Raw genomic sequence first — 13,562 nt, 5'->3', positions numbered from 1 at the left:
CTGCGTGCCATCCGAACTTCTGCGTTCGGGGAGGGTACGGAGCTGGGGGAGTCGCGCAGGGATGCCGTGGAGGCAGGGTGCGGATGCCGTCATGCAACCTTCGGAATCACGTGTATGCAGGTCTTTGGGCAGCGGAAAGCGTCAGCCTGAGCCTCAGTGTGATCAGGGTCTCGTCGCTGCAACGTCCGGATGGTGAGAGGGCGGAGCCGCCCTGCCGGCATCTCCCTACTCTCGAAGGGACGAACCTGTCCGCCGCGCCGAGAAAGGGCCCGACACCGATGAATGAGAACAGCACCCTCGACGAGGCCACGCTGGCGCGCCAGGCGCTCCAGGAGTCCATGGACCTGCGCGACCAGGGTCACAGCGACGACTGAGTCGCTCACCACGCCAAGGCCCCCGACCGTCCGGTCCGGGGCCTTTGTCGTGCCCGGGTCCGTGGGGACCCGCCGGTCGGCGGGCGCGCCGTTCCCGTCGCGGGCCTTTCCACGCTCTGGGACGACCGTCCGCATGCCGGTATCGATCCTTAGGCTGGCGGCATGAGCGAGCGTGACACCCAGACCCTTGACATCGCCGTCATCGGCGGAGACGGCATCGGCCCCGAGGTGGTCGCTGAGGGCCTGAAGGCCCTCGATGCCGTCGTCGGTGCGGACGGCCCGAAGGTCTCGACCACCGAGTACGACCTCGGTGCCCGACGCTGGCACGCCACCGGTGAGACCCTGCCCGACTCGGTGCTCGAGGAGCTGAAGGGCCACGACGCGATCCTGCTCGGGGCGATCGGCGACCCCACCGTGCCGAGCGGCGTCCTCGAGCGCGGGGTGCTGCTCCCGCTGCGCTTCGCCCTGGAGCACTACGTCAACCTGCGCCCCGCTCGTCTCTACCCGGGCGTCGAGAGCCCGCTGGCCGTCGAGCGGGTGGCCCCGAACGGCATCGACTTCGTCGTGGTGCGCGAGGGCACCGAGGGCCCGTACGTCGGCAACGGCGGGTCGCTGCGCACGGGCACCGCGAACGAGATCGCCACCGAGGTCAGCGTCAACACCCGCTTCGGGGTCGAGCGCGTCGTGCGTGACGCCTTCGCCCGCGCCCAGGCCCGCCCCCGCAAGCACCTCACCCTGGTGCACAAGCACAACGTGCTCACCCACGCCGGTCATCTCTGGCGTCGCACGGTCGACGAGGTGGGCGCGGAGTTCCCCGAGGTCGAGACGGCGTACCAGCACGTGGATGCCGCGACGATCTTCCTGGCGACCGACCCCGGCCGCTTCGACGTCATCGTCACCGACAACCTCTTCGGCGACATCATCACCGACATCGCCGCGGCCATCGCGGGCGGCATCGGGCTCGCAGCCAGCGGCAACATCAACCCCGAGGGCCGCTACCCGAGCATGTTCGAGCCGGTCCACGGCTCGGCGCCCGACATCGCAGGGCAGGCCAAGGCCGACCCGACCGCGACGATCATGTCGGTGGGGATGCTGCTGGCTCACCTCGGGCGCACGGCCGAGGCCGAGCGCGTCGAGGCAGCCGTGGCCGCTGACCTCGCCGAGCGCGGCACCGCACCTCGCCCGACGCACGTCGTCGGTGACGCCATCGCCGCCCGACTGTGACGAGGTCCGGGCACGAGTAACCTTCGCGGGTAGCACCGTCGCTCCCCGAGGAAAGGACCACGAGTCCCATGAGCTTGACCTTCGACCTGCACCGCAACCCCTCCCCGGCGAGTGCCGAGCGACGTGCGCAGATCCACGCCAACCCGGGGTTCGGGGTCCACTTCACCGACCACATGGTGCGCGCGGTGTGGACCAAGGACGGCGGCTGGGGCGAGGGTCGCGTCGAGCCCTACGGCCCGATCCAGCTCATGCCGAGTGCGGCCGTGCTGCACTACGCGCAGGAGATCTTCGAGGGCCTGAAGGCCTACCGACACGCTGACGGCTCGGTGTGGTCCTTCCGCCCCGAGGCCAACGCCGAGCGGATGCAGCGCAGCGCCCGCCGCATCGCCCTGCCCGAGCTGCCGACCGAGGACTTCGTCGAGTCCCTGCGGGCCCTGATCGCCGTCGACGAGCCCTGGGTGCCGCCGGCCGGCACGGGGGAGACGAGCCTGTACCTGCGGCCCTTCACCTTCGCGAGCGAGCCCTTCCTCGGGGTGCGTCCCGCCGACGAGGCCACGTACTGCCTGATCGCCTCCCCGGCGGGTGCGTACTTCCCCGGTGGTCTGAAGCCGGTGACGTTGTGGATCTCGCAGCACTACGCCCGCGCGGGCGCAGGGGGCACCGGAGCCGCGAAGGCGGGTGGCAACTACGCCTCGTCACTGGCCGGGCAGCTCGAGGGCATCGAGAACGGCTGTGACCAGGCGGTCTTCCTCGACTCCTCGACCCAGACCTACATCGAGGAGCTCGGGGGGATGAACCTGTTCTTCGTCACCCGCGACAACCACCTCGTGACCCCCGAGCTCACCGGGTCGATCCTCGAGGGCATCACCCGCAGCTCCATCCTCGAGCTCGCGACGTCGCTGGGCCTGACGCCCCAGGAACGCCGCATCCCCATCCAGGAGTGGAAGGACGGCGTCGCCAGCGGCGAGATCAGCGAGGTGTTCGCGTGCGGGACGGCCGCCGTCATCACCCCCGTCGGCGAGCTGCGCTGGGAGGGTGGCTCGGCCCCGTCGACCGCCGGCGAGGGTGGCGGTGAGGTCACCAAGGCCATCCGCACGGCGCTGCTGGACATCCAGTACGGCCGCGCCGAGGACACCCACGGCTGGATGACCCGCCTCGCGTGACCTGGCCGAGCGTCCTGCCCCGGGTCGTCGCCACCGACCTGGACGGAACGCTGCTGCGCAGTGACGGCAGCATCTCCTCACGCACGAGGCAGGTCCTGGCGGACGTCGAGCGGGCGGGCACGTCGGTGCTGTTCGTCACGGCCAGGCCGCCCCGGTGGGTCGACCCCCTGGCCGATGCGGTCGGGTCGCACGGGGTCGTCATCGCCGGCAACGGCGCGTTCGTCGTCGACCTCGCCCGTGGCGAGGTGACGTCCACCGGCTGCTTCGCGGGAGCCGACCTCCTGCCGCTCGTCGCCGACCTGCGGGCAGCCTTCCCCCTGGCCGGGCTGGCCCTGGAACGGCGCACCGGCATGGCGGTCGAGGCGAGCTTCCTCTCCCCGCACCCGGGCGACGACGACGCGGTCACCGTCGTCGAGGCGCTCGCCGACGTCCCCGACCTCGACGAGGACCCCACGGGCAAGCTGCTCGTCGTGGCACCGGACGGCGCGGGAGGCCCGGACTTCATCGCCGCGGTCGAGACCGTCGTCGGTGCACGCGGCCACGTCGCCTACTCGGGGGTCGCCAACCTGGCCGAGATCTCGGCGCCGGGCACGACCAAGGCAGCCGGGCTGGCCCGGTGGTGTTCGGCCCGCGGCATCGACGCGGCCGAGGTCTGGGCCTTCGGGGACATGCCCAACGACCTGCCGATGCTGCGGTGGGCGGGGACCTCCTTCGCGGTCGAGAGCGGACACCCGGACGTCCTGGCCGCGACGACCCACACCTGCCCGGACAACGACCGCGACGGCGTGGCCACGGTGCTCGGCCACGCCCTCGCGGGGGGTCGCAGCCGTCGCTGACCGCCGAGTCGCGGTCAAAGGTTCACACAAGGACCATTGCGCCGCTATCCTCGCTCCCGTGACCCCGGAGCAGCCGTCGCCGCCGCTGATGCGGCTGCCGGATGCCGTGCTGCGCCCCGCCGTCGGAAACGTCTTCGAGACCACCGTCGAGCAGCTCGCCACCGCGATCCGGCTCGGTGTCTTCGTCGTCGGCGAACAGCTCCCACCCGAGCGTGACCTCGCCGAACGGCTCGCGATCTCGCGCAACACCTTGCGCGAGGCGATCGCCGCGCTGCGCGACGCAGGTCTCGTCGAGACCCGCCGCGGACGCGGTGGCGGCACGATCGTCACGGATGCCGGCCACGCACCCGGGCGGGCCGGCGAACCGTCCGCGGTGAACGGCATCCGACGCGGTGCCGCGCTCGAGGACGCCCTGGACTTCCGGCGCGTCGTCGAACCCGGCGCGGCCCGCCTCGCCGCCACGCGCACCCTGTCCGGTGACCAGCGCGCCTGGTTGCTGGAGTCGTGCCGGGCGGTGCGACAGGCCGACCCGGCGGCGCACCGGATCGCCGACTCGCGCCTGCACCTGGCGATCGCCACCGTCACCGGATCACCGATGGTCGTCGAGGCGGTGACCCGGGCCCAGGCGGCCCTGGGTGAGCTGCTGGGGGCGATCCCGGTGCTGCGCACCAACATCGAGCACTCGCACGACCAGCACGACACGATCGTCGCGGCCATCCTCACGGGTGACCCCGACACTGCCCGCACGACCATGGAGGAGCACTGCGACGCGACGTCGGCGCTCCTGCGTGGACTCATCGGATAGCGCCAGAAGGGGTAAGCATGTCGTCACCACACTCATCAGGCCCGCCCAGGCTCACGATCGACCAGTTGCGAGCCGACATCCTCGCCGGGGACGTCGACACGGTCATCGTCGCCTTCACCGACATGCAGGGACGCCTTCAGGGCAAGCGCCTGCACGGGCACTTCTTCCTCGACCACGTGCTCGACCACGGCACCGAGGGCTGCAACTACCTGCTCGCCGTCGACGTCGACATGAACACCGTCGACGGTTACAGGATGTCGTCGTGGGAGCGTGGTTACGGCGACATGTTCTTCGCGATGGACCTCGACACCCTGCGCCGCACCCCGGGCCACCCGAACTCGGCCACCATCCAGAGCGACCTCACGTGGCTCGACGGCACCGGCGAGGTCGCCCAGTCCCCGCGCACCATCCTCAAGCAGCAGATCGCCCGGGCCGCCGATGCCGGGTACGGCGCCTTCGCCGGCACCGAGCTCGAGTTCATCCTCTTCGAGGACAGCTACGACGCCGCGTGGGATCGTCGCTACCACGGCCTGACGGGCGCCAACCGCTACAACGTCGACTACTCCATCCTCGGCGGCAGCAAGGTCGAGCCGGTGCTGCGCGAGATCCGCAACGAGATGTACCGGGCCGGCATGACCGTGGAGTCGGCCAAGGGGGAGTGCAACTTCGGCCAGCACGAGATCGGTTTCCTCTATGACGAGGTGCTGCGCACGTGCGACAACCACACGATCTACAAGACCGGGGCCAAGGAGATCGCCGCCCGCCACGGTCAGGCGCTGACCTTCATGGCCAAGTACGACGAGCGTGAGGGCAACTCGTGCCACATCCACCTGTCACTGCGCGGCACCGACGGGGACATCGTCTTCGCCGACGACGACCGTGACGGCGGCCGCAGCGAGCTGTTCGACAGCTTCCTCGCCGGGGTGCTCGCGACGATGCGCGAGTTCTCCTACTTCTACGCACCGAACATCAACTCCTACAAGCGCTTCGCCGCCGGGTCCTTCGCCCCGACCGCCGTGGCGTGGGGGACCGACAACCGAACGTGCAGCCTGCGCGTCGTCGGCCACGGTGCCGGGCTGCGCGTGGAGAACCGCGTCCCCGGAGGCGACGTCAACCCCTACCTCGCGGTGGCGGCGATGCTCGCGGGTGGGCTGCACGGCATCCGCGAGGGACTGGCCCTGGAGCCGGCGTGCGTCGGCAACGCCTACGTCGGCGACTACGAGCACGTGCCCTCGACCCTGGCGCAGGCACGTGACCTGCTCGCGGGCAGCGCCATCGCCCGCGAGGCCTTCGGCGACGAGGTCGTCGACCACTACGTCAACGCCGCGGACGTCGAACTCGCGGCCTTCAACTCCGCGGTGACCGACTGGGAACGCGTCCGCGGCTTCGAGAGGCTGTGACCCCCACACCATGACCACCACTGTGACAACGGATGCCGTGCGGCACGACGTCATCAACCCCGCCACCGAGCAGGTCGTCACCACGATCGACCTCGTCGGCGTCGAGGAGACCGACGCGGCCGTCGCGCGGGCCGTCGAGGTCGGACCGGCCTGGCGCGCCGTCAGCCCCGCCGACCGTGCCCAGCTGCTGCGCCGGTTCGCCGACGCCGTCGAGGCCGCCACCGACGACCTCGCCGCCCTCGAGGTGGCGAACTCCGGCCACACCATCGGCAACGCCCGGTGGGAGGTCGGCAACGTGGTCAACGTGCTGCGCTACTACTCCGCGGCACCCGAGCGCCTCTTCGGCCGGCAGATCCCCGTCGCCGGTGGGCTCGACGTGACCTTCAAGGAGCCGCTCGGGGTCGTCTCGGTCATCGTGCCGTGGAACTTCCCGATGCCGATCGCGGGCTGGGGCCTGGCCCCGGCGCTCGCGGCCGGCAACACCGTCGTGCTCAAACCGGCCGAGCTCACCCCCCTGACGGCGATCCGGCTCGGTGAGCTCGCGCTGGACGCCGGCATCCCCGAGGGCGTGTTCACCGTGCTGCCCGGTAAGGGCTCGGTCGTCGGGGAGCGGTTCGTCACCCACCCCGACGTGCGCAAGGTCTGCTTCACCGGCTCCACCCCGGTCGGTCAGGGCATCATGCGCAAGGCCGCCGACCAGCTCAAGCGGGTCACCCTCGAGCTCGGCGGCAAGTCGGCCAACATCGTCTTCGCCGATGCCGACCTCGACGCCGCGGCGGCCAGCGCCCCGATGAGCTTCCTCGACAACGCCGGCCAGGACTGCTGTGCGCGCACGCGGATCCTCGTGCAGCGCTCGGTCTTCGACGCGTTCATGGAGCGCTTCGAGCAGGCCATGAGCCAGGTCGTCGTCGGCGACCCCGGCGACGAGGCCACGCACATGGGCCCGCTGATCTCCGCGGGTCAGCGCGAGACCGTTCGCGGCTTCGTCGAGGGCGCTGCGGATGCCGGTGACGCGCCGGTCGACGTCGCGTTCCGTGGCGCGGCGCCCGAGGGCGCCGGCTGGTGGTACCCGCCCACGGTCGTGCTGCCCCGCAGCACGCAGGACCGGGTGTGGCGCGAGGAGGTCTTCGGGCCGGTCGTGTCCGTCATGGCGTTCGACGACGAGGCCGACGCGATCGCCAAGGCCAACGACACGGCATACGGACTGTCCGGGTCGATCTGGACCCGCGACGTCGGTCGGGCGATCCGGGTGGCCCGCGGCGTCGAGGCCGGCAACCTGTCGGTCAACAGCCACAGCTCGGTGCGCTACTCGACGCCCTTCGGCGGCTTCAAGGCCAGCGGCATCGGCCGCGAGCTCGGCCCCGACGCGCTCGACGCGTTCACCGAGGTCAAGAACGTCTTCATCAACACCGAGGCATAGGAGAGCACCATGGGAGATCGGCTTGCTGGCAAGGTCGCCGTCGTGACCGGAGGGTGCTCCGGCATCGGCCTCGCGACCGTTCGACGGTTCGCGCAGGAGGGCGCAAAGGTCGTCATCGCCGACCTCAACGACGAGCTGGGGGAGCAGTACGCAGCCGAGGTCGGTGGCACGTACGTGCACACCAACGTCGCCGACAAGGCCGACGTCGACAACCTGTTCAAAGTGGCTCACGACACCTACGGGCGCATCGACATCGCCTTCAACAACGCCGGCATCAGCCCGCCCGAGGACGACTCGATCCTCGACACCGAGCTCGACGCCTGGGACAAGGTCCAGCTCGTCAACCTCACGTCGGTGTACCTGTGCTGCAAGGCGGTGCTGCCGTACATGCTCGAGCAGAAGTCCGGCTCGATCATCAACACGGCGAGCTTCGTGGCCGTGATGGGCGCGGCGACCTCGCAGATCTCGTACTCGGCGTCCAAGGGTGGGGTGCTGTCGATGACCCGCGAGCTCGGGGTGCAGTTCGCCCGCGAGGGCATCCGGGTCAACGCGCTGTGCCCCGGCCCGGTCAACACCCCGCTGCTCAAGGAGCTGTTCGCCAAGGACGCCGAGCGGGCCGCGCGCCGCCTCGTCCACGTGCCCATGGGCCGCTTCGGCGAGCCCGAGGAGATGGCCAACGCCGTGCTCTTCCTCGCCTCCGACGAGTCGAGCTTCATGACAGCGTCGACCTTCCTCGTCGACGGCGGCATCTCGGGCGCCTACGTCACGCCGCTGTGATGACGAACTGGTGATGGGTGTCGACCGGCCGGTGATCGGCGTCTCGTGCTACGTCGAGGACGTCGACCGGGCCCCCTGGGTGGCCCAGCGCAGTGCGGTGCTGCCGCACGGGTACGTGGACCACCTCGAGCGCGCAGGGGCGCTCGTGGTGGTCCTGCCACCGCGACCGGACGCTGACGACGACCTCGCGGCAGCGGTGCTCGCTCGCCTCGACGGCCTCGTCATCGCAGGGGGAGCGGACGTCGAGGCGGCGCGCTACGGCGCCCCACCGCAGATCACCTCGCAGGACCCGCGGCCCGATCGTGACGCCTGGGAGCTCGCGCTCGCCCGGGTGTCGAAGGTCGCTCGGATGCCGGTGCTCGGCATCTGTCGCGGGATGCAGGTCATGGCCGTGGCCGGCGGTGCGGCCCTCGAGCAGCACCTGCCCGACGTCGTCGGAAACGACGAGCACTGTCCCGCGCCGGGGGTCTACGCCCACCACCTCGTGACACCCGTCAGCGGAACCCGGCTGGCCGGCATCCTCGGGGACGGGCCGCTCGACGTGCCGACCTACCACCACCAGGCCGTGCGGCCCTCCTCACTCGAGGGCACCGGCTACCGGGCCGCCGCCTGGCACGACGACGGCACGCTCGAGGCGATGGAGGACCCGGCATCGCTGTTCCGGGTGGCCGTGCAGTGGCACCCCGAGGCGGGCGCGGACCCGCGACTGTTCGACGAGCTCGTCGCGTCTGCGAGACAGGGCGGCGACCGCGGGTGACAATCACCCGGTGACCAGGCTCAACAGACTTGCCATCGCCGCGGGTGCAGCCAGTGCCCTCGGTGCCCTCGCCGCCGCCGGACGAGGGGTGAACGCCGCCATGGGCGGGCGCCCGGCTGGTGCCCGCCTCGAGCGGATGAAGCGCTCGGCGGCCTACCGCGCGGGGGCGTTCCACAACACCAGCCGGGGGACCTCCTCGATGCCCTCAGGGCAGCGGGACGTGCTGCGCCGCTTCCGGGACAGCGCTGAGACCCGCAAACCGGCCCGGCCGATCCCGGTCGTCAGTGCTTCGCACGAGCCGCGCCCAGACGGTCTGCACATCACCTGGTTCGGGCACGCGTCGTGCCTGGTCGAGCTCGACGGTGCTCGGATCCTGCTCGATCCGGTCTGGAGCGACCGTTGCAGCCCGAGCCAGCACGTCGGGCCCAAGCGGCTGCACGCGGCGCCGGTGCCGCTGACCGGTCTGGGCCGGGTTGATGCCGTCGTCATCTCGCACGACCACTACGACCACCTCGACATGGACACCATCCGTCAGCTCTGCCAGCTGACCAGTGCCGTCTTCGTCGTTCCGCTCGGCGTCGGTGCCCACCTCGAGACGTGGGGGGTGTCCGCCCATCGCATCGTCGAGTGCGACTGGGAGGACGGTCACGACGTGGCGGGAATGCGGATCACCGCCGTCGAGGCCCAGCACTTCTCCGGTCGCGGTCTGCGGCGCGACGGCACGCTCTGGGCGTCGTGGGTGCTCTCCGGGGCCGGCGGTCGGGTGTTCTTCTCGGGCGACACGGGGTACTTCGACGGGTACCCCCGGATCGGCGCCGAGCACGGTCCGTTCGACGCGTTGCTGATGGCCGTCGGCGCCTACGACCCGGCCTGGCACGACATCCACCTCGACCCGGAGGAGTCCGTCGAGGCGGCCGTGGCGATGGGCGGCGGGCTGGTGCTGCCGATCCACTGGTGCACCTTCGTGCTCGCGCCGCATCCCTGGGCCGAGCCGGTTGAACGGCTGCTCGCCGCCGCGGACACGGCCGGGGTCGAAGTCACGGTGCCCAAGGTGGGGCAACGCATTGATCCGGCCGAACCGCCGGCAGCAGACCCGTGGTGGGCCCAGCTCGACGCCTGACGCTTGACGCGAACGTCAGGAGCGACACCGCGAAAAGTAAAGGAATAGTCAGAAATCTGGAAAGATCCTCCGTTGGAGAGGGCGTCATGGTGCACTGTGCGCGCACCAACCGATCCGGGGGTTCACTCACCACCCTTCCCGACAGGATGCGCCAATGTCACGACGTTCCACCCAACCAGCGCGAACAGCGCTCGCAGCCCTTGCCGCGGCTGCCCTCGCGACAGGCCTGGTCTCGACCACGGCCACGTCCGCAGGTGCCGCAGAGCCCGAACCCCGGGTCAAGGTCACCGCCCCCAAGGCCACCGCCGACAAGGGCACGCTGAAGAAGAAGGCCAGCAAGGACAAGCTGGGCCAGCACGACCGTCAGCTGCTCGAGAAGGCCCGCAGCAAGGGCGAGAAGCGAGTGACCATCCTGCTGGCGACCGAGAAGGGCGCCACGAAGGGGGTTGCTGCTTCGGTCAAGGCCAACGGCGGCTTCACCGGCATGACCAACGACCGCATCGGGTACGTGCGCGCGACCGTGCCGACCTCGGCCGTGGAGAAGGTCGCCGGGCTGGCCAAGGTCCTGGCCGTCGACCTCAACGAGTCGATCCCGCTGCCCGACCCCACGGTCGAGAGCTCCGGTCGCGCGGGGGCCACGGCATCCGTCGACGCTCCGGGGCCGTCGACGCCCGAGGTCAACCCGTACATGCCGACCAACGAGATCGGCTCGGTGGACTTCCGCACCGCCCACCCGACCTGGGACGGCCGCGGTGTCACGATCGGTGTCATCGACTCCGGCGTCGACCTCGACCACCCGGCGCTGCAGACCACCACGACGGGTGAGCGCAAGATCGTCGACTGGGTGACGGCGACCGACCCGATCTTCGACGGCGACGGCACGTGGCGGCGCATGCTGACCGAGATCACCGGCCCCTCCGCCGTCTACGCGGGGCGCACCTGGACCCTGCCGAGCAGCGGGACGTACAAGGTCAACGCCTTCAGTGAGAGCATCACCGCGGCGAGCGAACCCGGTGGCGACGTCAACCGTGACGGTGACACCACCGACATCTTCGGCGTCCTGTACGACTCCAAGACCAACGACATCTGGGTCGACGCCGACCAGAACTTCACCTTCGAGGCCGGCGAGAAGATGCGCCCCTACAAGGAGAACTTCGACGTCCGCCATTTCGGCACCGACAACCCGGCCACCGACATCGTCGAGCGGATGCCGTTCGTCGTCGAGTTCCGCGAGGACGTCGACCTCGCGCCCTTCAACAACCCGGCGCTGCCGCCCACGGCCGACTACGTCAACATCGGCATCGTCGAGGACGCCCACGGCAGCCACGTGGCCGGCATCGCAGCGGGCAACAGCCTGTTCGGCGGCGCGGTCGACGGCCAGGCGCCCGGCGCCCAGGTCGTCTCCTCGCGGGCGTGCACCTGGGGTGGCGGCTGCACGGCGGCGGCCCTGACCGACGGGATGGTCGACCTCGTGGCCAACCGTGGCGTCGACGTCGTCAACATGTCGATCGGCGGCCTGCCCGCCCTCAACGACGGCAACAACGCCCGAGCGCGCCTCTACGACGCCCTCATCGACGAATACGGCGTGCAGCTGTTCATCTCGGCGGGCAACAGCGGCGCCGGCATCAACACCATCGGCGACCCGTCGGTGGCCACCAGCGTGGTCAGCGTCGCCTCGTCGGTGAGCAAGCAGACCTGGCTGTCGAACTACGGCTCGGTCGTCTCCACGCCGCTGACCCTGCACAACTACTCCTCGCGAGGGCCGCGTGAGGACGGCGGCTTCAAGCCCAACATCATGGCTCCCGGCTCGGCCGTCTCGACGGTGCCGCAGTGGCTCGTCCAGCCCGGCGTCGCAGAGACCGGCTACACCCTGCCGGTCGGCTACGCGATGTTCAACGGGACGTCGATGGCCTCGCCGCAGGCGGCGGGCGGAGCGGCCCTGCTGCTCTCGGCCGGTTTCGCCACGGGCACGCCGATCACGCCCGCTCAGCTGCGCGAGTCGATGTACACCACGGCCGACTTCGTCAAGGGGGTCGAGGCGGTGTCCCAGGGCACCGGTCAGCTCGACGTCCCGACCACGTGGAGCGTGCTGAAGAACCGCCCGGCGACGCGCACCTTCACGACTGACGCTCCCGTCTGCACCGTGATCTCCGACTTCCTGGCCACCCCCGACCGCGGCACCGGCGTCTACAACCGCTGCGCTGCGGGTGAGGGCGGCCACAAGGTCGGGCAGAGCAAGACCTACCAGGTCAAGGTCACCCGCACGTCGGGCGCGTCCGGAGCGGTGGCCCACCGGGTTCGCCTCATCGGCAACGACGGGACGTTCACCGTGCCGTCGACGGCGTCACTGCGACTGGACCGCGCGCAGACCATCACCGTCGTGGCCAAGCCGCGCACGGCGGGTCTGCACTCTGCGATCCTGGTCGTCGACGACCCGCGCACCGGCGTCGTCGACCATCGGGTGATGCTCGCCGTCGTGGCGGCCGAGGACCTCAAGGCACCGGCCTACTCGCTGAGCAAGACCGGTGAGGTCGAGCGCAACCTCGTCAAGCGGCACTTCATCACCGTCCCCGAGGGCACCAAGGCCCTCCAGGTAAACCTCGGTGGCATCGCCACGAACAGCCAGGTCCGCTGGATCGCCTTCAACCCATACGGCGTCCCGGTCGACAGCACCGCGACGACGCAGTGCTACACGAACTTCCCGGGCTCGTCGTGCGACGCGAACTCGCGTGCGTACAGCAACCCGATCCCGGGTGTCTGGGAGCTCATCGTGGAGTCACGGCGCACCTCGCCGTTCCTCGACAACCCGTACCGCCTCACGGCCTCGGCCCAGGGCGTCACGGTCGACCCGGCGATCCAGACCGTCGCAGCACCCATCGGTGTGGCCACCCCGGTCACCTGGACGGTGCGCAACGACTTCGGTCCGGTGACGGTCACGCCCCAGGGCGGCAACCTCGGGTCGGCGCTCAGCCAGCGCCCGACCATCGCCGACGCGGCAGCCCAGGAGTTCGAGGTCGCGGTCCCGGCAGGCGCGCAGCGACTCGACGTGACCATCGGCAACCCCTCGGACCTGTCCGCGGACCTCGACCTGACGGTCTACAACGCAGCCGGCGAGCTGGTCGGTCAGGACGCCGACGGTGACTCCGAGGAGTCGGTCTCGATCGCCAGCCCGGCGCCCGGGACGTACACGGTGGTCGTCGACGGCTACTCCGTGCCCGCCGGGAACACCGAGTACGACTACCTCGACGTGTTCTTCTCCTCGGCGCTCGGGACGCTGGCGGTGCCCGGCACCGCCATCACCCTCAGCGGTGGGCAGTCGGCCACGGTCACCGGCACGTTGACGGCTGCTGCCCCGGCGGCCGCCGGACGTCAGCTGTTCGGCGAGATGACCGTCGTCACGCCGGCTGGCGCGGTTCTCGGAACAGGGTCGGTGCTCGTCTCCGCCCCCTGATCTCCCCACCGGAGAAGGCGGCGACCCTCACAGGGTCGCCGCCTTCCCCTGTCCGTGCGTCCGCCGCCGCCAGCATGTGGACGCCCCGTATACCGGGTGGGCGTTGTCGTGCTACAGTGGTCACGTGATGCTTCCTGTGGCCACCGCCACGCTCATTATCGGCTAGCGCGACGAGCACTCCTCGTCGCGCAGACCTCCCGCACCCGGGGGGTCTTTTGCTTGTCGGGAGCGTCGC

The 13,562-nt window shown here is 70.6% G+C and carries 11 protein-coding genes; all 11 read left to right on the top strand.

From position 1 onward, the window contains the following. Positions 1-278: 278 nt before the first annotated feature. The 11 genes from PLL68_RS08560 to PLL68_RS08510 all read left to right on the top strand — a co-directional run bounded on the left by PLL68_RS08560 (position 279) and on the right by PLL68_RS08510 (position 13,327). Positions 279-374 carry a 3-isopropylmalate dehydrogenase gene (locus tag PLL68_RS08560; protein ID WP_159900285.1) on the top strand — a complete coding sequence of 32 codons (96 nt, stop codon included), beginning with the start codon at positions 279-281 and terminating at the stop codon, positions 372-374. 162 nt (positions 375-536) lie between these two features. Next, entirely contained in the window at positions 537-1,598 is a 1,062-nt protein-coding gene (locus PLL68_RS08555) for a 3-isopropylmalate dehydrogenase (RefSeq protein WP_324533348.1), read from the top strand. A gap of 68 nt (positions 1,599-1,666) precedes the next feature. After that, positions 1,667-2,761: a branched-chain amino acid aminotransferase gene (locus PLL68_RS08550; protein ID WP_324533347.1), complete on the top strand. Its 1,095-nt coding sequence runs from the start codon at positions 1,667-1,669 to the stop codon at positions 2,759-2,761. Continuing rightward, positions 2,758-3,597: an HAD family hydrolase gene (locus PLL68_RS08545; RefSeq protein ID WP_324533346.1), complete on the top strand. Its 840-nt coding sequence runs from the start codon at positions 2,758-2,760 to the stop codon at positions 3,595-3,597. The genes PLL68_RS08550 and PLL68_RS08545 overlap by 4 nt, the downstream gene beginning before the upstream one ends. A gap of 58 nt (positions 3,598-3,655) precedes the next feature. Beyond that, positions 3,656-4,402, top strand: a complete 747-nt coding sequence (locus PLL68_RS08540) for a FadR/GntR family transcriptional regulator (protein ID WP_324533345.1) — start codon at positions 3,656-3,658, stop codon at positions 4,400-4,402. Between the two features lie 17 nt (positions 4,403-4,419). Further along, positions 4,420-5,802 carry a glutamine synthetase family protein gene (locus tag PLL68_RS08535; RefSeq protein WP_324533344.1) on the top strand — a complete coding sequence of 461 codons (1,383 nt, stop codon included), beginning with the start codon at positions 4,420-4,422 and terminating at the stop codon, positions 5,800-5,802. 10 nt (positions 5,803-5,812) lie between these two features. After that, entirely contained in the window at positions 5,813-7,222 is a 1,410-nt protein-coding gene (locus tag PLL68_RS08530) for an aldehyde dehydrogenase family protein (RefSeq protein WP_324533343.1), read from the top strand. 9 nt (positions 7,223-7,231) lie between these two features. Further along, positions 7,232-7,999 (top strand): 3-oxoacyl-ACP reductase, encoded by a 768-nt coding sequence (locus PLL68_RS08525; RefSeq protein WP_324533342.1) that lies wholly within the window; start codon positions 7,232-7,234, stop codon positions 7,997-7,999. Between the two features lie 13 nt (positions 8,000-8,012). Further along, entirely contained in the window at positions 8,013-8,756 is a 744-nt protein-coding gene (locus PLL68_RS08520; protein ID WP_324533341.1) for a gamma-glutamyl-gamma-aminobutyrate hydrolase family protein, read from the top strand. Between the two features lie 10 nt (positions 8,757-8,766). Further along, a complete protein-coding gene (locus PLL68_RS08515) occupies positions 8,767-9,876 on the top strand; it encodes an MBL fold metallo-hydrolase (protein WP_324533340.1) in 1,110 nt (369 codons plus the stop codon). Positions 9,877-10,030: 154 nt separating this feature from the next. Beyond that, the gene (locus PLL68_RS08510; RefSeq protein ID WP_324533339.1) at positions 10,031-13,327 is read left to right on the top strand and encodes a S8 family serine peptidase; all 3,297 of its coding nucleotides are present in this window, start codon (positions 10,031-10,033) and stop codon (positions 13,325-13,327) included. Positions 13,328-13,562: the final 235 nt, after the last annotated feature.

The sequence above is a fragment of the Ornithinibacter sp. genome (genome assembly GCF_035443565.1).
Lineage (GTDB): Bacteria > Actinomycetota > Actinomycetes > Actinomycetales > Dermatophilaceae > Fodinibacter.
The sequence above is the reverse complement of the archived record's forward strand: the minus strand, read 5'-3'. Positions and strand labels throughout refer to the sequence as shown.